This is a genomic window from Streptomyces sp. NRRL F-5123 (assembly GCF_000721495.1).
Taxonomy (GTDB): domain Bacteria; phylum Actinomycetota; class Actinomycetes; order Streptomycetales; family Streptomycetaceae; genus Actinacidiphila.
Genome location: NZ_JOHY01000008.1, coordinates 60,264 through 81,681 on the forward strand (window position 1 = coordinate 60,264; position 21,418 = coordinate 81,681).

General features: G+C 69.6%; 15 protein-coding genes and 2 pseudogenes. 10 read left to right on the plus strand and 7 right to left on the minus strand.

From position 1 onward, the window contains the following. The first annotated feature begins 894 nt into the window (after nt 1–894). The 4 genes and pseudogenes from IH54_RS39560 to IH54_RS47890 all read left to right on the plus strand — a co-directional run. Nucleotides 895–1,827, plus strand: a complete 933-nt coding sequence (locus tag IH54_RS39560) for an XRE family transcriptional regulator (RefSeq protein ID WP_234343435.1) — start codon at nt 895–897, stop codon at nt 1,825–1,827. A 46-nt stretch (nt 1,828–1,873) separates the two neighbouring features. Next, entirely contained in the window at nt 1,874–2,455 is a 582-nt protein-coding gene (locus IH54_RS39565; protein WP_324607757.1) for a 2'-5' RNA ligase family protein, read from the plus strand. A 672-nt stretch (nt 2,456–3,127) separates the two neighbouring features. Then, nucleotides 3,128–3,640 (plus strand): hypothetical protein, encoded by a 513-nt coding sequence (locus tag IH54_RS0109880; protein WP_031514964.1) that lies wholly within the window; start codon nt 3,128–3,130, stop codon nt 3,638–3,640. A 473-nt stretch (nt 3,641–4,113) separates the two neighbouring features. After that, a pseudogene (locus tag IH54_RS47890) lies at nt 4,114–4,422 on the plus strand (GNAT family N-acetyltransferase); the annotation flags it as partial. Between the two features lie 30 nt (nt 4,423–4,452). Here the strand turns inward: IH54_RS47890 and IH54_RS47895 are convergent. From IH54_RS47895 to IH54_RS0109900, 4 genes are all read right to left on the minus strand, one after another. Then, entirely contained in the window at nt 4,453–5,025 is a 573-nt protein-coding gene (locus tag IH54_RS47895) for a hypothetical protein (RefSeq protein ID WP_324607758.1), read from the minus strand. A 120-nt stretch (nt 5,026–5,145) separates the two neighbouring features. Continuing rightward, on the minus strand, nt 5,146–5,583 hold the full coding sequence (locus tag IH54_RS0109890) for a DUF4259 domain-containing protein (RefSeq protein ID WP_031514966.1): 438 nt from the start codon (nt 5,581–5,583) through the stop codon (nt 5,146–5,148). Nucleotides 5,584–5,638: 55 nt separating this feature from the next. Beyond that, nucleotides 5,639–7,231, minus strand: coding sequence for an ISL3 family transposase (locus IH54_RS0109895; RefSeq protein WP_043180391.1), 1,593 nt, complete (start codon nt 7,229–7,231; stop codon nt 5,639–5,641). Between the two features lie 417 nt (nt 7,232–7,648). Next, nucleotides 7,649–8,860: a helix-turn-helix domain-containing protein gene (locus IH54_RS0109900; protein WP_078862071.1), complete on the minus strand. Its 1,212-nt coding sequence runs from the start codon at nt 8,858–8,860 to the stop codon at nt 7,649–7,651. Nucleotides 8,861–8,903: 43 nt separating this feature from the next. Here IH54_RS0109900 and IH54_RS0109905 point away from each other — a divergent pair, with 43 nt between their 5' ends. The 3 genes from IH54_RS0109905 to IH54_RS0109915 all read left to right on the plus strand — a co-directional run bounded on the left by IH54_RS0109905 (nt 8,904) and on the right by IH54_RS0109915 (nt 11,196). Then, entirely contained in the window at nt 8,904–9,620 is a 717-nt protein-coding gene (locus tag IH54_RS0109905; protein ID WP_031514970.1) for an HAD family hydrolase, read from the plus strand. Nucleotides 9,621–9,731: 111 nt separating this feature from the next. Next, nucleotides 9,732–10,964: a methyltransferase, FxLD system gene (fxlM, locus tag IH54_RS0109910; RefSeq protein WP_031514971.1), complete on the plus strand. Its 1,233-nt coding sequence runs from the start codon at nt 9,732–9,734 to the stop codon at nt 10,962–10,964. Between the two features lie 49 nt (nt 10,965–11,013). Beyond that, nucleotides 11,014–11,196 carry an FxLD family lanthipeptide gene (locus IH54_RS0109915; RefSeq protein ID WP_031514973.1) on the plus strand — a complete coding sequence of 61 codons (183 nt, stop codon included), beginning with the start codon at nt 11,014–11,016 and terminating at the stop codon, nt 11,194–11,196. Between the two features lie 242 nt (nt 11,197–11,438). Here IH54_RS0109915 and IH54_RS39570 read toward each other — a convergent pair whose 3' ends face one another. Next, nucleotides 11,439–12,536: a tyrosine-type recombinase/integrase gene (locus IH54_RS39570; protein ID WP_234343437.1), complete on the minus strand. Its 1,098-nt coding sequence runs from the start codon at nt 12,534–12,536 to the stop codon at nt 11,439–11,441. Between the two features lie 96 nt (nt 12,537–12,632). Here IH54_RS39570 and IH54_RS42985 point away from each other — a divergent pair. Beyond that, a pseudogene (locus IH54_RS42985) lies at nt 12,633–12,797 on the plus strand (pirin family protein); the annotation flags it as partial. Nucleotides 12,798–12,986: 189 nt separating this feature from the next. Here the strand turns inward: IH54_RS42985 and IH54_RS0109935 are convergent. Further along, nucleotides 12,987–14,840: an FG-GAP-like repeat-containing protein gene (locus IH54_RS0109935; RefSeq protein WP_031514975.1), complete on the minus strand. Its 1,854-nt coding sequence runs from the start codon at nt 14,838–14,840 to the stop codon at nt 12,987–12,989. A gap of 190 nt (nt 14,841–15,030) precedes the next feature. Continuing rightward, nucleotides 15,031–18,417, minus strand: a complete 3,387-nt coding sequence (locus IH54_RS47615; protein WP_043180449.1) for an ALF repeat-containing protein — start codon at nt 18,415–18,417, stop codon at nt 15,031–15,033. 946 nt (nt 18,418–19,363) lie between these two features. Between IH54_RS47615 and IH54_RS0109945 the strand changes: the two genes are divergently transcribed. Both IH54_RS0109945 and IH54_RS0109950 read left to right on the plus strand, forming a co-directional pair. Beyond that, the gene (locus IH54_RS0109945) at nt 19,364–19,927 is read left to right on the plus strand and encodes a hypothetical protein (protein ID WP_324607759.1); all 564 of its coding nucleotides are present in this window, start codon (nt 19,364–19,366) and stop codon (nt 19,925–19,927) included. A gap of 107 nt (nt 19,928–20,034) precedes the next feature. Next, nucleotides 20,035–21,306, plus strand: coding sequence for a trypsin-like serine protease (locus tag IH54_RS0109950; protein WP_052397265.1), 1,272 nt, complete (start codon nt 20,035–20,037; stop codon nt 21,304–21,306). Nucleotides 21,307–21,418: the final 112 nt, after the last annotated feature.

Sequence of the window (21,418 nt, forward strand, 5' to 3'; positions counted from 1 at the left end):
GCAACGCGTCCCCGTGCGGTACCTGCTCTGCCGTACCTGTCGGTGACGGCTCGTCCGACGTGGTCGAGAGCCGGCGTGCGGCAGCCAGCTCTTGCTCGCGCCTGGCGACAGTGGGCTCGGCTGTCATGGCGTCTCCAGCGATAGGAAATGAGGGCCTTAACAGTCCCTCTTTCGCACGTGGATCGTCACGGGCAGTGATGACCAGGAAATCTGGACGGACAACGCGCCCTGTGACCCGTGAAAACTCCTTCTCTCGCGGAAGGTTTTGGACAGCGGTGAACCCCGAAACATGGACATTTCTCAAGCCGGGCAGCTGACCGAGCGCTACCGTGAAAACACATAACCACGTCTGGGGGATCTCATGGCCCAGTCTCCGAAGCCCGGTAGCAAGGCCCAGCGTGACAATCTGCGCAGGGAAATACTTGCGGTCGGCTGTTCGGCATCGGACATCGTGAACGAAATGCGGGCCCGCTGGGGTTTTCGCCCTCGTGAGGCGTGGCGGCACGCGCACGGTCTGAGCTTGCAGGAGGCCGCTGATCGCATCAACGAGGAGGGTGTCACCCGTGGTGACGCCACGGCAGCCGACGCCAGCCTTCTGGGCAAGTGGGAGAAGTGGCCGCTGACCGACCGTCGGCCGTCGCAGGCCGTTCTCGACCTCATGGCCGAGGTGTACGGCTGCGAGGCGGAGCAACTGCTCGACATCGAGGACCGGCGAGCCATGCCTCGCGTGGAGGCGCCCGCACCGCGCCAGACGGTGCGTGTACGGGAGACGCCCGACCCGTTTCGTACGCCCGACGAGCCCCCGCCGACGCTCGCCGCCGAGGTCCGGCAGGCGGCGGAGGAATCCGTCGCGTGGGCCGCATGGGCCGAGACCAGCACGATCGGCGAATCGCGTTGGAGCAGATCCAGTCCGACGTCCGCCGTCTCGCCAAGGACTACCTCGGCGGAGACGCCGTCGAGATCTTCACCCGCACTCGGCGCCTGCGCGACACCACCTTCCGCCTCCTGGAGGGGCACACTTCACCGCGGCAAGCGTCGGACCTGTACGTCGCCGCCGGTTACCTGTGCGCCCTGCTGGCCTGGATGAGCAGCGATCTGGGCCACCTGGACGACGCCGAGGCCCACGGCCGTACCGCCTGGCTGTGCGGCAAGAAGGCCGAGCACCAGGGGCTGCTCGCCTGGACCGCGAGCACCCGCAGCAAGGTCGCCTTCTGGGACGGACGGCTCAGGGACGCCGTCCAGCACGCCCGCCGCGGAGCGATGTACGCGGCCGGCGGCACCGTCGGAGCGCTGCTGGCCTGCCAGGAAGCGGACGCCTGGTCGAAGCTCGGCGCCGCCGAGGAGACCCAGGACGCTCTGCGTCGCGCCCAGGCCGCGCGGGACCAGAGCACCGGCGACGACGAGATCGGCGGCTTGTTCTCCTGCAGCACCGGCAGGCAGGAGCAGTACGCCGCGAGCTCCCATCTGCGCATCGCGGCCTACGGCGACGCGCTGGACGAGGCCGAATCGGCGCTCACCCACCTCCAGGCCCAGCCGGTACGCGCGTACGGCACCGAGGCGCAGACCTCGATCAGCCGCGCCATGGGGTACGTCGGCGTCGGTCAGCCGGACGCCGTGATGGAGGTACTGCTGCCGGTCCTCCAGCTTCGGCCGGAACAGCGCTACGGAACGGTCATCGGCCGTATGCGCGATCTGACCACGCAGATGACGCAAGCACCAGGAGCGCGGGGCGCCGCAAGCGTCCAGGCGCGGGCTGCGCCGCTCGACTGGTGCCAGGACTCGGCGCCGCGGAGGCTCGCCCTCTCGCCAGGTGCGGGCACGAGCTGACAGGATCGGCGGTTATGACCCCTCAGGCCATGCGCAGCCACTGGTGGTGGCGACCCGGTTGGGACGTGGGCCGTCGCTTCTACACCTGGCATATCACCTGGGAGGGTCAGCACGACGTCCACCGAGTCGCCGATGGCTACCGCCGGGCGCTGGCGGGCCTTCCGGGCTGGACCTGATCCCCGACCGCTGGCTGCACCTGACGACGCAGGGCGTCGGATTCACCAACGACGTCTCCGAGGCGACGGCTACGGCGATTGCCGCTGCGGCCCGCTCCCGGCTGGCGGCCCTGCACTCGTTCGACGTCTCGCTGGAGGCTCCGATCGTCGATCCGGAAGCGATCCTTGTTCCTGTGGTCCCGGCGGAGCCCATCCGCCGGCTCCGACAGGAACTGCGCTCAGCGATTGCCGACGTGCTGCCGGAGGTGCCGGAACCTGCGGAGGGCTTCAACCCGCACGTCAGCATCGCGTACAGCCACGCCGAGGGCCCGGCCGCGCCTTACGCCGAGGCGATCGAGGCCGCGGCCGTACCTCCGGCGAAGGCTGTGGTCACGCACGCAGACCTCATCGTGATCCACCGCGACCACCAGATGTACGAATGGACCACGCTTGCCGAGGTCCCTCTCGGGTAACTCGTGAGCTGCTTGGCCCGAAAGGGACGGATGGTCTACCTGCAGACATCGGGTCCACGGTGCGGGAACCTGTGACCGCTAGGGTGGCTTCTCTGAGTCGGGCAAGGCGCGCCGTGGGCCGGAGAGGCGTTGCTTCGGAACCTCAAGCATGCACGCGACACGCGGGTCGCACCGAAGGAAAATGCCCGGCATGCGGAGAATCGCGCATCGCGGAGTTTCGTGAGAGTAGTCGGCAAGGCAAGCTTGTGCTGGTCAAGTACCGTGGCCGCCGCCCTCCGGGGCGGCGGAGGATCGCAACCATTGGATGGACCGGACGACGGTGCTGTCCGAACTGGTGGCCGCCGCCCTCCGGGGCGGCGGAGGATCGCAACCGGGGGAGTGGCGAAACGTTGGCGATCATCCACCCGTGGCCGCCGCCCTCCGGGGCGGCGGAGGATCGCAACGTCCGCAACGACGGAGTGTGGTGCATGCCGAAGGTGGTTGTCCGCTGTCATCCAATCGAGGCGTTTGACAGCGAACCCAGTCGTTCCGGCTTCCTCGCCAGCGAGCCTGGGTCTGTCCAGCCAACGGGCAGACCGCTCCGCCGCCACCGCCTACCGAACTCGCGGGTGGGGCCTCCGGGAGTTCTGAAATTGGCACACCAGGCGATCTACCTGCGACTATCGTGCCTCCGTGACGTTGACCGACACCGAGATAGCCGCCCTGATCGCACCCGCCGGGCTTCACTTCGTGCAACGGCGCTGGGATGAGGTCCCGCTGCCGCCACTGCCCGAGGGTTACTCGCCGGCGAGTGCCCGCCCCGAGCACGGGCGATTCGACTCCCACCCGGACGAGATCGCCGACGTCGATGCCCCGGACATGGCTGACAAGGTCAACGCGAGTTGGTATCGGATGGCAACGCAGTACGGACTCTTCAATCAGGACCGCGAGTTCCTCCTCGGCGTCGACACGCACCCGACGGACGGAGAGCCCGAAGAGGACGGCTGGGCCTGGGTCCAGGTCCGCCTCCTTGACGACTGGGACCTGGTCACGAGCGAGGTGACCCAGCTACGGAGCGGGTTCGCGACACTGTTCACTACGCGCTTCGTGCCGGAATTTACCGCGGTGTCGCTGGACGGACGCATGATGATGAACACCACCGTCTGGGGCAACGGCACCGTCAGCACCATCGCCATCCGCCCCTAGCGATCAGCTTCGGAGCTCCACTCCTGCTGACAATGAACTCAGTCGTCGCAGGTCAGGGCGTCGTCGTCGACTAACTTCGCTGTCCAAGGACAGTGGTGGCCGTTGCCCTCCGGGACGGCGGAGGATCGCAACCGGTGGCAGCACCTGTACGAGCTGTGGCACCGCGCGTGGCCGCCGTCCTCAGGGGCGGCTGGCTTCGTGCATCTCTAGGAACAGCAGATGTGGACGGGTTTGGGAGGCAGTTGGTGATCTTTCGTCGCCTGGATGTCGATGAGAAATGACGGCATGAACGGCGATGGAAGCTGGTTCACGTCCCTGAGCCGAGCCGGTTCCCTGGCCAGTTGTCGACTGTGGGGGGAAACCGCCGTGACAGGCGACGTCAGTTGGGGAAGACTCGTGTCGTGCGCGATCGTGTAGAAACCCCCTCTGGCCTGGTGCTGCGGAGATGGAAGGCCGAGGACGCCCAGGCGGTGATGACCGCGTTCGCGGATCCGCTCATGCGTGGCCAGTCCATCGAGCCGGTTGATTCTGTCCAGGCCGCCGAGCGGTGGATCACGGCTCGCGCTGAGCACTGGGCCGCGGACTACGCCTATTCCTTCGCCGTCGTCGATGGCAGCGGCCTCGTTCTCGGCCAGGTGCGTCTTGGTCCAGTGGATCGGCGTCATGCCACTGGATGGGTGTCCTATTGGACAACGGCGACGGCCCGGGGCCAGGGAATAGCTTCCCGTGCCTGCCATGCTGGGGCTTGCTGGGCTTTCGACGATGCGGAACTCTTCCGGCTGGAGCTTGGGCACCGGGTGAACAATCCCGCCTCATGCGGAGTTGCTCGCGCTGCTGGTTTCGCGGTGGAAGGGCAGCAACGACAGAAGCTCGAATACGACGGCGTCCGCGTCGACGTGGAACTCCATGCCCGCCTGGCAACGGATCCAGAGCCCGCTTCGTTGTGAGGCAAGCTCTTCCTGTGGCACCTGATGGGTGAGGCTGCGCGAGAGGCGGTGCGGGACGAACGCCTCCAGCGGGGCCTTGCCCGACTCGACCACGATTTCCGGCTTCCGGGCTGCGACGTAGTAACGGACCATCCCGTAGGAGACGTCGGCGCCATGTTCCTCGACCAGCCGGTGGAAGATCCTCGTGACCGTGTGCCGTTGCTTGCGCGGCGCGTCCAGATCCGCCCGCAGGATGCAGTCGATCACCGACTTGTACGGATCCAGAGCCGATGCCCGCGGCGGCAGCTTCTTGCGCGGCTCCAGCCAGGCAGAGTCCAGCGCTTTCCGCACCGTCCGCCAGGTCGCGCCGTGCGTGCGCTCAAGCTCGCGCATTGACATGCCACCACGGTGGTCACGCCGGATCGCCGCGTACAGCTCGACCTTCGACATCCGCGGCATGACCAGCACCTTTCACCAGGGGCACCTCGATGCTGCCCTGGCAAGAATCCCAGTGTCTCCCAAACTAAAAAAACTCGGGTTCTGGCTCAAGTTCTGTGGTCTGTGACTTTGGGTAACCAATTAGATCTCGAACAGGGCTTCCTCTTGTGGCGGGATCGGAGGGTCAAGGAGGTCGCGGAGGTGGGTGATCTCCTGACGCCACTTCGACCAGTTCGCAGCTTCGGCCCACTGCTCGGCGAGTTCAGACCGGTCGGAGACCACTTGGTCCAGGGCGTCGACGGCGAGCATTCGAAGGTCTGCGGGCAACTCCGGTAGCGGCTCTGATGGGCCATAGTTCAAACACGCCGGCTCGCCGTCAGGATGCTGGGCGACGACCAGGGCGGCTGCGGCCACTGCCCGCTCGCCGTCGTAGATACCCAGGAAGTCCACGGGGCTGGCGGCACGTACGAGCACGCCCCGGATCATGGGTTCACGTTCTCCCAGCGCTGCCTCGTCCAGATCACCCCCGAAGTCGGCGGCGGTGTCATTGTCGAAGGGGCCGGTATCCCAGGTGCCCATGTCTCTCCTTGCATGGCCGTCTGGGGGATCGTCGCACTGACCACCGACAACGAGATCACGAGGCAAGCAGCACCCGCTTGCGCAGGAGCTTGAAGCCAGCACGTCCGTACATCTGTCGCTTGATCATTTTGATGCGGTTGACGTGGCCTTCCACGACGCCTGAGCTCCAGGGCAAGGTCAGGCCGGCTGTGACGGCTGCGAGGTCGCGTTCGAGGCCGTTGATGAAGGTGTGCATGCTGGGCAGGTCGTCGGCCCGGACCGCCGCTATCCACTCGGGGAGCCGTTCTCTGCGCTGGGTGAGCATCTGCCCGAAGGAACGGACGTGCCCGGCGAGGGTGTCCAGCTCGGGGCAGTGGGCCAGAACGGACTTCAGCTTCAGCCGGTCCTTCTCCGCAAGGGCGTCTGGGTGGGTCAGGATCCACCCGGCCACGGTCCTGGGCGACGGCGGCCGACCCTCCGGCACGGCGTCTCGGAAGGGACGAAGGTAGGCACGGACGGCACCGTATCCACCTGTGTATCCGTGGCTCTGGATCTCCTTCCAGAGGGTCCAGGCGTTCGTGCAGCCCTCGGCCCACCGCTCGTGCAGGTACGACTTGAAGTCGTCGAGCTTTGTCCTGCGGTTCTGCCACTGGCCTTGGAAGAGGTCTTCCGGGCTTGCCGCGTCGGCCAGGCGCTGAACGGTTCGGTAGGTCATTCGGAGTTCGCGGGCGACCGCCCGCCGGCTGTGCCCTTCGCCGAGCATTTCGTGCACGATGGCGTGCTTCTCGCGAGTTCGATCGGCGAAGCGGTGTCCAGTCGGCCACGGGGACGTGCCAGCTTCGGGAGCCGGCGGCGCAGTGGCGCTCTCGGAGCCGGGAACCGTGAATGGCACTCGCAGACAGGTCCGATGGCGCGATACGCATCGCTCGGTGGCTTCGCCGAGGTTGCGCCAGAGATGGAAACGGTCTGCGACCTGCACGGCGGTGGGAGCCCCGGTGCTGGCGCCTTCGGCGAAGAAGGGGGCACGGTCGCGACAGACCACCTCAACCTCAGGACACTCAGCAAGCCAGGCGGCGACAGTGGCTGCCTCACGGTCCGGCAGCAGATCCACTGGTCTGCCGGTTTCGACATTGACCAGCACGGTCCCGTAGATGCGGCCCTTGCGCATCGCGTACTCGTCGATACCCACCACCCGCGGGTCCGATGGCTGAGGGTCAGGCATCGCATCGACCAGCCGAAGCACCGTACTGCGGCTGACGGAGACTCCGAAGACGTCCGCAAGACGGGCTCCAGCGCGGCCGGTCAATGCAAGACCCACCTCGGCCAAGGCCGAACGCAGCCGGTCAGTCCGCTGAGCGTGACGGCGGGTCAGTCCCGGGATCTGCTCCACGAAGGTCTGCCGTCCACAGGAGGCGTCCGCGCAGATGAACCGGCGGACCTGGAGGCGCAGCACCACACGCCTTCCCACGCTGGGCAGATCAGCAGGAAACCGCAGGTAGGACCCATGAAGTCGGTTCGACCACCTTCCACAGCCGGGACACTCAGCACCAGCCGACTTGCAGGCGATTCCGATCCAGATCGCCTCGCCGTCGTCCTCCGCTGACAACACCGCGACTTCAGGGTCCGACAGGAATAGGAGCTCTTCCAGACGCAGCAGCACTTCGTTCACGGCCTCGAACTCTCGGGCACGACAAGGCGGCCATGGGGCATTTCAGGACGATCGGGTGAGAGCCAATATGGAGATCAACAGTCACGGAGCGTGGATGCTCCACAGAAGTTGAGCCAGAACCAACTGTCGACGTCACCCGTCCGTGGGTCTGGGCACCTCCCAAACCCGTCGATAATCGACTTCACTACTGCTCGATAAAGCCAGGCGGCGGAGGATTGCACTATCGAGGACACCGGGCGCGGTGTCGCGGCCAGGGGTGTGGCCGCCGCCCTCCGGGGCGGCGAGGGATTGCAACGGTTACGTGACCGAGGACGGTGTGACCATCGCCCAAGCGGCCGCTTCGCACCGGCGGATTGGGCTGGCCCCGGACCGGGTCCGTGGACAAGCTCGACCGGGTCGCGCCCTACCCCGCTGAACTCAGCGGACACCGACCCGCTCGGCCAGGTCGACCACCTGCTTGCGATACGTCGGGCGTGCCCGCTTCCGCAGGTCAGTCACCATCTGGATGGCCATCGGGTTGCGGGCGAAGTCTTCCGGCGCGACGGCTGCCAGGTCGGTCAGGTGGACCAGGACCGCCGCGTCCTCGCGTAGCAGGTCCCAGCAGCGGGCGACGTCGAGCTGGAACGTGAATCGGCGCTCCAGGGGGAGACGCGACGTGTCGATCCGGTCCGCGAGGGCCAGGGCAGCCCGTGAGTTGCCGGCCTCCGTGTCGATAGAGACGGCGTGGAGTTGGACGTTCGTGGGGCCGAAGACGGTGTGGTGGGCGTTGCCGTCGCCGACGGCTGTCGCCAGCGGGGTGGCCGACTTGGCGAGTCGCTCGCGCGCTGCCCAGTACCTTTTCCTGCGTCCGTCGGCGACCACCGCCACGAGCTGCAGCGCGCCCGCCATGGCCGCTGCCTCGCCCTGCGGATCCGCGCCCAGTTGTTCGACGGCCCGCACGGCGACGTCCGCGGCGGCGTCCGGATCGCCCGTACCGAGGAGGATGTGGCCGAGATTCCACCGGGCTGCCGCGATGCGGATCGGGTCGTCCGCTTCCTCGGCCGCCCGCAGGCCGCGGTCGGCCACCATCATCGACAGGTCGGCTCTGCCGGTTCTGCGGCAGTAGGAGCGGAGCATGAAGTACATGTCCGCTGCGCACCGCTGGATCTCCCGGCGTGCGTGGGTGTCCGCGTCGGAGCGGTGGCGGCGCAGCGCGGCGTTCACGTCGTGGATCAGACCGGGGAGGGCATCGGCCGCCGCGGAGAAGCGTTCGGGGTGGGTCTCCCACGCGCGCCAGGTGCTGTCGACGGCGGCGCGCAGCTCCGCCGTCGAGCACGGAGGGCGGCCGGGATCCTCCACGTGGCCGAGGAGAGCGTTGGCGACACGTCGGTCGGCGCAGGCCTTCTCGGTGCGGGGTCGCGGGTCGGACGGCTCGTCCAGCAGCACGGCCACGGGGATCCGTAACTCGCGTGCGATGCTCATCAGGACGGGCAGCGTGGGCGTCTTTTTGCCGCGCTCGATACGGGAGAGGTAGTCCTCCGTGATCCGGCAGAGGCCGGCGACGACCGCCTGGCTCTTGCCCTGCCGCTCGCGATGCTCGCGAATACGCTGGCCGACAGGGAGTTCCGGCTCCATCGTGGCGGCCCCCATGGTCGGTGGTTCCAGCGGTGATTGACGAGGAAGGACGTGGCGCATGGCACGGCGGCAGGTCGTCCTGTGGGACATCGACCATACGCTGGTGGAGACCCGGGGTGTGGGAAGGGAGCTGTCGGCCCAGGCCTTCCGGGCGGTCACCGGGCAGGAGATGCTCCGTCAGGCGACGGTGGACGGTATCACCGAGGCGGTCATCTTCCGGGAGACGGCGAAGCTGCACGGGCTGGAAACGGACAGGGCCGACTTCGAGCGGTTCGCGGCGGCGCTCGCCGACGCCCACGTGGCCGCCGCGGCGGAGCTGCGCGCCCGGGGCCGGGCCCTTGCCGGGGCGGAAGCCGTCCTGGACAGGCTGGCTACGGCTCCCGGGATCATCCAGACGGTGGTGACGGGCAACGTCCGGCGCGTCGCAGAGATCAAGTTGGGCACCTTCGGGCTGGACCGTCACATCGCCTGGGACCTTGGCGCTTACGGAGAGGACGCGGACGAGCGCGCCGACCTGGTCCGGACCGCCCTGCGAAGGGCTGCGGCGCACCTCGGTATCCCGCTGACGTCACGCGACGCCGTGGTCGTCGGCGACACGTCCGCCGACGTCAGGGCCGGCCGATCCGCAGGCGTTCCGGTCATCGCCGTCGCCACCGGCCGGACGTCCGAGACCGATCTGCGCGCCGCAGGAGCCGCGTACGTGGTCCCCGACCTCACCGACCACGAGCAGCTCGCGCACATGGTCGCGTCCCTCTCGGCTAACGACGCGACCTGAGGTCGCCCCGGGGCCCCGGACGGCCGGGCCACCCGGACCGAGAGTCCGGGTGGTCCGGTCGAATCTCTCGTAGCGTCAGCAACCACCGCGCGAGGGAAGGAACCCGTCTTCATGAGCAACACGGCCGTCGAGCCCGACGAGGCCAGCCGCTTGAGGAACAGCGTCGTGGACACCCTTCGGAAGGCGGGGTGGATCAGCTCGCCCGAGGTCGAAGCCGTCATGCGCGCCGTCCCCCGTCACGAGTTCGCGCCGGGGGCCACGCTGGAGGAGGCCTACCAGCCGTACGCCGCTGTGATCACGAAGACCGACGAGCACGGGATCCAGCTCAGCTCGGTGTCTGCCCCGCAGATCCAGGCCCTCATGCTGGAGCAGGCCCGGGTCGGCCCGGGAACGCGGGTGCTGGAGATCGGGTCGGGCGGGCTGAATGCTGCCTACCTGGCCGAACTCGTCGGCCCCGGAGGACACGTCACCACGGTGGACATCGACCCGAGCGTGACGGACAGGGCCAGGCGTCTGCTGGACGACCACGGATACGGCCGGGTCACGGTGGTGACGGCGGACGCCGCCGAGCCGATTCCCGGCCTCGGGCAGGTCGACGTCGTCATGGTGACCGCCGGGGCCTGGGACATCCCGCCGGCCTGGACCGACCAGCTCGTTCCCGGCGGGCGGCTGGTGGTGCCGCTCCGGATGCGCGGGCTGACGCGCTCGATCGCCTTCGTCCGCGTGGACGACCGTCTGGAGAGCGAGTCCGCGAAGATCTGCGGCTTCGTCCCGATGCAGGGAGCCGCCGCCCACCGGGAGGATCTGCTCCTGGTCGCCGGCACGGCCGAGATCGGGCTGCGCTTCGACGACGGTCTGCCCTCGGACCCGGGCCTGCTCGACAACGCCGTCACCTTCCCCCGGGTCGAGATCTGGACCGGAGTGGCCATCGGCGTCAGCGAGCCGCTGGACACCCTGCAGATGCACCTCGCCATCATGCTGCCCGGCTTCTGCACCATGGCCGTGGACCCGGACCTTGACTCCGGGATCGTCGCCCCCGCCAACAAGGGCTTCTCCCTGGCCGCCGTGGACGAAGCCGGGCGTACCTTCGCCTACCTCACCCACCGCCGTACGGAGGACAACGGGCACGTCGAGTTCGGCGTCCACGCGCTCGGCCCGGACGCCGCCGCCTTCGCGGAGACCGTCGCCGACCACGTACGCGGTTGGGCCCTCGCCCACCGCGGCGGCCCCGGCCCGGACATCCGGGCCTACCCGGCCGGTACCCCCGACAACCGGATCTCCGGCGACCGGGTCATCGACAAGGTCCACAGCCGGATCGCACTCTCCTGGCCCGCCACCGCGTGATCGTCGGCCAGGCATCCGCACCACCCACAACGGAAGGAAGGGCACCACCATGAGCATGTCCGCCCCCGCGCCGACGGCCACCGACGACGAGGACTTCGCCCCGCTGGACGTGCGGGTCGTCCTCGCCACCCACCCCCACGGCAAGCTCCAGTGCTCGACCGGCGACGGCTGCGGCAGCACCTGTTCCAACGGCGCTTCCGCCTGCGCGTCCTCGGTGGACGACCCCGCCTGATTCCGGGTCCACAAAAGCCGTCGGGCCGGGCTGGTGCCGTACAAGTTCGGGAGGGGGGTGAACGCGAAGATCCAGTTCAGGATTGCCGACGTCCAGAATTGGGTGAGGCAGCGGCGGATGGTCGGCTGACCATCCGGTTCGGCCTGCGCTGCCACCACGCAGCAGAGGCGGCAGCGCGCGCCGACGTCAGACCGCCAAGCCCACGTCGAGGATTTTGGCGGCCTTGCTGATGGAACCGGGCATCAGGTGGCGGTAGATCCGGAAGGTGATGTCGAGGCTCTTGTGGCCCATCCATTCGGCGACGTCGGTGATGGGATGCCGTGGGAGAGGCAGTTCGAGGCGAAGAAGTGACGGAAGCCGTAGACGGTCATGCCGTCAGGGATGTCGACGGTGTCGGACTTCTTGATACGTTGCCACTGGTTGGAGAGGCAGTAGTAGGGATAGGGCTGTTCGGCGTTCCGGGGATTGCGGAGGAGGTAGCCGTCCACGGTGCCGTGCGTCTTCGCGTACGACTCGATGGCCTCGCGGGTCCGTGACGGCAGGGGGACGTCCCGGTACTCGCCCGGCTTGCGGTGCTTGAGACGGGCGTAGGTGTTGGTGGTCTGGTTGACCTGCGCGTGGACGCGGTAGGTGTCGCTCGCGACGATGTGGTCGAGGTTGACCGCTGCCGCCTCGCCGTTGCGCAGGCCGCAGCCGCTCATCAGCTCGGCGACGAGGTGGAAGGCGTCGTCGCCCGAGGAGCGGAGGAGGCTCAGCTGGGCGGGGGAGGGGATGACGGTGCGCGCGGGGTCGTACTGCGGTGGCTTGACGCCGTCCAGGGGGTTGTCCTCGTAGAGGCCGAGGCGGTGGGCGTCCAGGAGGATCGCCTTCAGCTTGTCGTAGACGTTGGACTGCGTGGCCAGGCCGACGCCGTTGCGCTCCATGGACTGGATGAAGGTGTCCACGACCTTGTGGTCGAAGCTGCTCATCCGGCGGCTCTCGAAGGCGGGGAGCAGGTGGTGCGCGAGGAGGGAGTCGAGGTGCCGGCGGGAGGAGTCCGCCAGGTGGCGCTGGCCAGCGCGCCATTCGGTGGTGAAGGTGCCGAACGTCATGGCGCCGTACTTGCGGATGCGGTCGGCCCTGCTCTTGCTGTGCGCCTTGGACTTCTTGTCGCGGTAGACGTCGGTGAGCCGCTCCATGGCGGCGTCCTGGCTGGTGAAACCGGACTCCTCGGTCTGCCGCCCCGCGCTGTCGCGGTACCTGATCGTGTAGGCGTGCGGGCACTTGGTCCACCTGGCGGGCGGATGTTCGCAGGTCTTGAAGAAGGTGCCCATCCCGCGGGGCAGGGTCTTGGCGGCCATGGTTCGGCGGCCTCCTCGGCGTCCGGTGCTGGGGTTTTGCTGACCTCCGAGGGTGGATCATGCCCTTGAGCTGCTGAAACACCGTTTGTGCGTGCTATGTTCTGGAACTTCGTCGGCAGGTCAGCCGAGGACATCGTTGAGGCCCGCGAGGCCTGGCGCACCGGCACCCGCTTCGGCGAGGTCCACGGCTACGCGGGCCCCCGACTGGAGGCCCCCGCCCTGCCCCCGACGCCGCTGAAGCCGCGGGGGCGGGAGCGCTGAGCTGGGGTTTTCTCGCCGCTGCTGCAATCGCCGACGTGCCCCCGACGCGGGGGTGCCGCGCTCTCTGAGGGGTCCGGTGGGGCCGGCCCGCGGCCGGAAAGATCCGCGTGAGACGATCGGCGCCGTCACGGTTTGCAGTGGCGGGGACTGGAACGGAGCGGAAGCCACCGTGCCAGTCCCCGACATCGCTCAGTTGTAGCGGTTGAGGATGTGGGCCCGGTCGGGGTTCCAGGAGCCGGTGGTGCTTGTCCAGCTGGTCAGGGCGCCGTTGAACTTGCCGGTGTGGTCGGCCTTGGCGGTCCAGGTGATCAGTTTCCGCTTGCCGTCCGTTGTGTCGTCGTACAGGGCCGCGACGTCGTCCATGCCGTCGCCGTTGTAGTCGCCGGTGATGAGGTGCACGTTCTGGTAGGTGAACAGACCGGTTGCGGCGGTCCATGCGATGACGGGCGCGGCGAACTTGCCGTCGCTGGAGGCGGCGAGGGTCATGAGGTCGTCGTGGCCGTCGGCGTAGTCGTACCAGAAAGCGACGTCGTCGATGCCGTCACCGTTGAAGTCGCCCGCCTGGAGATGGGTGCGCGCGAAGCTGCCCCAGGTGCTGCTGGCCCAGGAGGGGACGGGGCTGCTGAACGCGCCGGTGGGCTGGCTGAGGAAGGTGTGCATCTGGACGTGGCCGTCGAGGTATCCGTACAGGAGGGCCAGGTCGTCGCGGCCGTCGCCGTTGAAGTCGCCGGTCACGAACGCGCACTGCACGGTGGTCCAGGTGTGGGCCGCGGGCCCGGTCCATGCGGAGAACGGGGCGTTGAAGCCGCCCTGGGCGGTGGAGGTGAAGGTGTACAGGGCGTGCGTGGTGTCGGCCAGGCTGTACCAGACGGCGAGGTCGTCGCGGCCGTCACCGTTGAAGTCGCCGCTCTGCAGCAGCATGTTGTCGAAGTCCCAGGAGCCCGAGGGCGCGCTCCAGGAGGCAACGGGAGCGTTGAAGCCGCCGTCTGGCCTGCCGAGCGCGGTGAAGATCTTGACGGTGCCTTCCTCGTAGCCGTAGAGGATTACGACGTCGCCGAGACCGTCACCGTTGTAGTCACCGGTGGCGAACTTCATGTTGCTGATGTGCTGCCAGGTCGTCGCGGGCGCGGAGTAGGACTCCATCGGTGCGGCGAACGATCCGTCGGGGTTGGCGACGAACGTGTGCAGGGCGTCCGATCCGTCGGTGTAGTCGTACCAGACGCCGATGTCGCTGCGGCCGTCACCGTTGTAGTCGTGGCGGGGCGGCAGCGCCGGGTCGGCGACCGTGGCGCTCACCCAGGCGCCCACGGTGTCCACGCGGGTGTCGACCGCTCCGGTGCGGGTCTCCGAGGGGTCCGCGCCGAAGCAGCCACCGCCCCAGGAGCGGCTGTTGATCCCCACGAGCTGCACCGCGCCGCCGCTCTCGCGGAGCAGGGGACCGCCGCTGTCGCCCTTGCAGACCGCCGCGCCGTCCTGACCGGTGATGTCGATCTCGCCGGCGGCGACGGTGTCCACGCCGAACGTGCCGGTGTGCAGATTCAGCGGGACCCACTCGTCCTTGGTCCGGCCGTATCCGGCGACCTGCAGTTGCTCTCCGGCCACAGGCGCGGTCGTGCTCAGCGCGACCGGGGCGATCCCGGCGACCGGGCTGGCCAGCTCGGCCAGCACCAGGTCCTGCCCCGATTCGGGCACGAGCTTGACGACGGTGCGGACCTGTCCGGCCGTGGTCGTCAGGTCGGCACGCCCGATGGTCGCGGTCGTCTTCGCCGTGGGCGGGCCGGTGGGTACGTCCAGGCCCGCAGCCGGGTCGGCGACGAAGCAGCTCGCGGCGGTGAGGACCCACCGAGGGGCCACCAGCGCACCGGAGCAGGCGCGCTCGGTGTCCCCGGTACCGATGTCGAGACGGGTGGTGAAGGCGTAGGAGGAGGCGGTGTCGGTGGTCGGTGGACCCGTGACGGCGTTCGCGGGCGGGACGTTCAGCGCGATTGCGGCCACCAGGGCCGCGGCCGGCAGGGCGACGCGCACAGGTCTGAGGAGTTGCATGGTGTGTGTGGGTCCTCGGCTCAAGGGTCGTGCGGCCGTCGGCCGCGGGAGAGTGGCTGATAGGAGGGGGCTTTCGACTCGGCAGGGCCGGTCGACGGTCCACCCGACACCTCGGACCGGCCGGTCTGCCGGGTGGCCGGAGGGCCGCCCTCCCGCGTCTGCGGGAGAGCGGCCCTCCGCGGCCCAGGCGTCAGCCGAAGACGCTGCCCAGGCCCCGGAGGATCCCGGAGCCGAGCTCGATCGCGCCGTCCCCGATTTTGTAGAGCTGCTCCGCGGCGTTGCGTTCGGCGAGGTCCAGTGCCTCGTCCAGCGGCTTGAGGTACTTGCCGGCAGCAAAGGTCAAGGTGGCGAAGGCGGAGTTGCCCACGATCTTGAGGAACTCCGGACTCGTCGGCCCGTAGCCGAGGTAGGCGGCGGTGACGGCGATGACGTCCAGCGCGACCGACGCCTCGGCGAGGGTCCCTGCGAGGAGCTCCATGGCACCGGCTATCGGCTCCGCCTCCGGCCCCATCTCGGCGACGAACACCCCCGCGAGGGCGAGGATCCCGGCGATGGTGCTGGAGTCGGCACCGGCCTGTTCGGCGAGTTCGGCCAGCTCCCTTGCGTCCTCCTTCCACTTGGGGACGTCGTCGCCGTCGTTGGAGTCGTTCTCCGGGTCGTCGATCTCGTCCTTCTGGGCGTTCTCGGCCCGCTGACGGGCCGCCGCCGCCATCTCCTGCTGCCGCTTCTCCCTGGCGATGCGGTGCGCGTCACTCGCCGCCGCTGCCGCGGCCTCCGCGTCGTCGCCCGCCTGGAGGGCCGACGTATGGGCCGACAGGGCCGCGGCCTGCGCCGACGTGGCGGAGGCCGTCGCGCTGCGGGCGGCGGACGTGGCCTTGTTGGCGGAGTAATTCGCCAGGCGTGCCGCTGACCGGGCAGCCGCGGCGGCGTTCTTCGCCCGGTCGGCCGAGGCCTGGGCGTCCTGGGCGGACTGCTCGGCGGCATCGGCCAGGTCGTTCGCCTTCTGGGCGGATGCCGCGGCGTCGGCGGCGGACGCCGCCGCCTGGTCCCTGTACTTGGCGGCGTCCGCGGCCGCGTTCCGGGCGGTCGCGGCGGCCTGCTGGGCGAGGGCGGCGTTCTGCAGGGCCTGGTGGGCGACCTTGGTGGCGGCGGCGATGGCGCCCTGCATGGCAGCGATGTGGGTGGCCGAGTCGTAGTCGAGCTGGGCGCAGGTGTGGCGCACGGTTGCCAGGAAGTGGCGGCGCATCCAGGCGGGCCCCTCCATGGCGGCCTGTGCGTAGGCCCTGGTGTAGGGGCCCGCGGTGTCGAGCAGCGCGGCGGTGGCCACGCCGTCGTCCTGCATCTGGGCCGGCTGGACGGCCGACTGGAAGAAGTCGAAAAGGGCTTCGGGGGTGTTGGCGTCCATGGCGTCGTTCGCAGCCTGGGTCACCAGCCTGCCCGGCCCGTCGGCCAGGATGCGGGCGATGCCGAGCGCGTTGCCCGGTTTGGTGGCGTCCTTGATGCCGGTGGTCAGGAACGCCGCCGCGGCGCCTGGTTCACTGCTCTCGAGCACTGTGGCGGCGGCGGAGCTGACCGTCGGAGTGCCGGCCTGGGAGATGGCGAAGACCGTCTCGCGGTCGTCCTGGTCCTGTGCGAGTGTGCGATCGGTGTCGATCCACCGGTGGATGTCGGCATCGGCGCCGGACAGCGCGAAGCGCGCCGCCTCACGCGACCAGGAACTTCCGCAGTTCATGACGGCGACGGCCGCCTTGCGTCCGAGTACGGTGGCCTGGTCCGTGTCGCCCGAGCTGAGCGCCGCTTCGGCCTGCGCGACGAGGTCACGGGCCGCTGCGGAGGTCCGCTGGTCCTGGGTCCGCTGCGCCCGGAGCGCCGCCCCCTGCTCTGCGTCCAGCTGGGCGAGCTGCCGGCATTCCTTCATGGCCTGGGCCTGTTCGCGTGCGAGGGTGTCCAGCTCGGCCTGCCGCGCCGCTGCCTCGACCGCGACGGCCTGGGTGACGGCGTCGAAGGCGTTGTTCGCGGCCTCGGTGGCCGCGTTGGCGAAGGCGGTGGACTTGTTCGCGTAGTCGAGGGCCTGGCCGGCGTACTGGGCGGCCCACTCGGCGGCGTCCGCGGCGGCGTCGGCATGACCGGCCGCGGCGTTCGCGGCGTCCCTGGCCGCGCGTGCCGCGGATGCCGCGGTGGCGGCGAAGGACTGGGACTTTACGGCGGCGCTGGTGGCGATGGCGGCGTTGTCGGCGGCGATCTGCGCCTGCCGCTGGGCCTCTGCGGCCTCGGCCTGGGCCACGCCGGAGGCGGAGGAGGCCGCCTGGGCGGACGCGCTCGCGGCAGCGGCCGCCTGGCCGGCCGCCGTCGCCGCGGACTTCCCGGCAGCGGCCGCCTTGTCCGCCACGCCGGCAGCCTTCTCGGCGGCGGCCGCGGTGGTGCGGGCGCTGGCGGCCGCGTTGCGCGCGGCGGTGGCCGCGTTTCTGGCGGCAGCAGCCTTCGAGGCGTCCTTGGACGCGGCGACGGCGCAGTTGTACGCGTTGGCCGCGGCCGATCCGGCGACGGCGGCGGCGTGGCCCGCGGCCGTAGCGGCGCGGGAGGCACGGCGCGAGGCGTCGATGGCCGCCTGGGAGGCGCGGATGGCGATCCGGGCCGCGTCGGCGGCGCCACCGGCGGCCTGCGCGGCCTTCCGCGCGGCGTTACCTGCCTTGGCGACGTCCTGCTGGGCGGCAGCGGCTTCCGCGGCGGCCGTTTCGGCAGCGCTCTTGGCTTTGTCCGCGGCCTGCACGGCGCGTGCGGAGGCGTCCTCGGCCAGCTTCGTCTGGTTGTCGGCCCGTTCCGCCTCCCGCTGGACGGCGGAGACCAGTTCGCTGATCTTCGCGGCTTCCTGGTCGCGGGCACGGGCGATGTACTGTCCGGTGTCCAGGAACCACTCGATGTCCTCGGCGGTGCCGTCCAGGGCCCGGGAGGCGTACGTCCGCACCTCCGGCCCCGCGCCCACCGAGAGGGCAGCCGTCTGGACCTGCATGTCCTGGAGGCGCGCCGTGTACTGCCCGTTCAGGAGGAACTGCTCAAGTGCGTCCTGGGTGCCGGTGTCGAGCGCCGCACTGCCCGCGGCGGCGACCCGCTTGCTTCCCGCCGCGATCAGGGATGCCGTGGTGACGGACAAGTCCTGTTCGTACGCGGCCTGGTAACCGTCCTGGAGGAAGGTGGCCACGGCGGCGTCACCGCCCTCCAGCGCGGTGGCGGCCGCGCCGCCCATGCGCTTCCCGGCCTTGGCCATGACCCTGACGACGGCGGCACGGTTGTCGACTGCCGACGCCATGGCCAGCCCGGTGGCGAGGAAGGCCCCGACATCGGCGTCCGAGCCGGTCATGGCGGTCTCGGCCGCGACACGGACCGCGGGCCCGCCGGTCATCCACGCCTTCACCACCTGCGCCCGCTCCGTGTCGGGCAGGCCGAGGATGTCGGGACCCGACGCGTCGTCCGGAGGAGGCGTGTCGGCGTACGCCGCCGCGGGGTTGAGCACCAGACTGCCGGCCACCGCGCCGGCCGTGGTGGCGGCGAGGGCACCCAGCAGGTGACGTCTGCTCATGTACGGGTTCTTCACGTGTTCCTCCGGGTCGGTACGGCCGCCCGGAAGCAGCGGGCGGCCGAACGGGCGGTTCTCTGACGGGCGGCAGGCCGGCGCGACGGGTGCGGGCCCGGGGGAAGGGCACGCCGTGCGCCGGACGTGCGGCACGGCGTACGGAGGCCGTGGTCGCAGCGTGCGGAGCGCTTTTGCGGGCCCTCTTCGCAGATAGGATCCGGGCGGTGCGGTGTATCAGAGTGCGATAGGAAACTATCCGGATTCGGCGCAGCCGGTTGGAATATCGCATTCCGGCTCCGGAATGCCGTGTTCCGTATTCCCGGCTCCGCGGTGGACGGTGGATCGTGGCTATCGAACCAAGGACGAAGGAACCGCCCGCGCGGTATGCGCAGCCGGGCGGGACATATGTGACAGGGTGCCGGGAAAGGCGTCCTGCCTCCCGGGTGAATCGGCCGCCCCTACCGCCGAACGAATCGGTACAACTGCCCCCCACCTGTACGGAAGCAGCAACAGCCGTGCTGCGGGTGACGCTTCCGCGGACTGGCCTCACATTAGAGAAACCTTTTCACTGTTGCAAGGGTTGGCGGTGATCCCTATGATTCTCGTGGCCGCGGCAATGGGCCTCGCTCGGATAGGAAATCATTCCGGTTCACCAAGCCGGCGACACGCCACCCGGAGGCCTCACGGACGAGTGCGGCGACCCGGCCGGGTTCCGGTGCCGCGCCGGCCGGCGGCGCGCTTCTCACGCGTCTCAAAAAAATGGGAAGTAATTGCACGTCAGCAAGCTGCGCTCTGCACGGAACTCCGGGGCGGCTCTTGCCGCCGCTGCCGGAGCTGCGGCGAGAGCCACAAGGGGGACGCCGGGTCCCCGACCCCACCACGACAGCTGACCCGTCGATGCCGTGTCGGCACGGACGCGGACGGCCCAAGAGAATCGACTGTGAGGACCGAGATGGACACACCTGTTGCGACCGAGCCGCGGACGAGGCGCAGAAGCCCGCTGAGGCGCGCCTGCGGCGTCTTCGTGGCGGCCGGACTGGCCGCGGCCGTGATGACGGCCGGCGCGTGGTCCGGGGCCAAGGCCTCGCCGGAGGCGCGGACGCGGCCCGTGGCCGCGGTCCCCGCCGCGGACGAGGCGCCGGGGTACGCGGTCGAGGACTTCGCCTACCCCGGCGCGGACCGGATCCTCGCCGAGCAGGGCATCACCCTCGAACGGGGTGACGGCCACATCGTCCTGGCCGACTGCGCGAGCGAGGGCGAGCTGCTGGAGGTCAGGTCCACCGACTCGGCGGACACCTTCTGCTTCCGTGTCACCGGGAACAGCGGCTGGCTGACCCTGAAGATCCCCTCGGTCTACGCCGTCAAGGGCAACGACTACACCACCCAGGTCGACATGACCACCGCCGACGAGCAGCGCACGTACGACATCGACAAGAACCTGTGGACCGGCGTGGGCGAGGCCGACGACGACCAGGGACGCGAATTCCAGCTCATGGAGATCAGGACCAGCAAGTAGCGCCGGTCCGCGCCTCCTCGCGTGCCCGCCGGTCACCTGCCCCTCCGCCCAGCCGCTCTGGCGCGGCCGACCCCCGCCCAGACCTTGCCCCGAGGAACCACCACACCATGCCTTTCGCCAGACCTCTGCGCGCCGTCCTTCCGGCCGCGGCCCTGATCGCCGGGCTCGCGCTGGACGTCCCGCCCGCGAGTGCCGTCTCCGGCCAGCCGTCCACCGACACCACCTACGGCTACGCCGTGCGCCTGACCATCGGCGTTGATGCCAGGGCCTGTTCGGGAGTCCTGGTGAACGCCCGCTGGGTGCTCACCGCCGCGTCCTGCTTCGTCAGCGACCCGGCCTCCGGAGCCGTGCCGGCCGAGGGCGCGCCGGCCGAGAAGACGGTGGCCACGATCGGCCGCACCGACCTGACCACCACCGGCGGCCTGGTCACGGACGTCACCTACCTCGTCCCCTCACCCGGGCGCGACCTGGCCCTCGCCCGCCTTGCGCAGCCCACGACCGGGATCGCCGGCACCGCGCCCATCGCGTTCGCGACGACCGCACCCACCACGGGGGAGAGCCTCACGGCAGCCGGGTTCGGCCGGACCGCGACCGAGTGGGCGCCCCTGGCCCTGCACACCGGCACCTTCACGGTGGACTCGGCCCAGGACGGCCGGCTGGCCATCACCGGACAGGACACAGCGATCTGCGCGGGCGACGCGGGCGGGCCTCTGGTCCGGCAGAAGGACGGAAAGCCCGAACTGGTCGGCGTCAACTCCCGTTCCTGGCAAGGTGGCTGCTTCGGCCAGGACACGTCCGAGACGCGCACCGGCGCCGTCTCGTCACGCGTGGACGACAGCGCCGTGCAGGCGTGGGTGCAGGACACGGTCGACCAGGTGCGCGAGGTCGTCACGGCCGCCGACGTCAACGGGGACGGACGCGCCGACCTCGGCATCCTGGGGACGGACGGCAACCTCATGGTGCGCACCGCGAAGGCGGCTCCCTCGGGCAGCCCCTCGCTGCGCTTCAACGCGGGCGTCCTGTGGAGTTCCCACTGGTCCAACTACCTCGGCCGGCCGGGAGAAGGACGCCTCTACTTCGCCGACATCACCGGTGACGGCAAAGCCGACATGATCGTTCAGGGCACTGACGGCAAGGTCAGCGTTCGTACGAACACCGGCACTTATTTCAACGGCGGTACGGACTGGAGTGCCGGGTGGTCCAACTACCTCGGTCAGCCGGGTCAGGGTCGTCTCTACTTCGCCGACATCACCGGTGACGGCAAAGCCGACATGATCGTTCAGGGCACTGACGGCAAGGTCAGCGTTCGTACGAACACCGGCTCTCCCGGCACCGGAGGGCAACCGCTGGGCTGCTTCGGCGCGGCCACCATCGGATGACGGTCGGCGGTCTGCGACCGGCCGTCGGCCACCGGCGCGACGGGCAAGGCCCCCGAGCTTGTGATCGAGATGTCCGACGTCTCGATCACACTGCTCGGGGGCCTCGTTGATG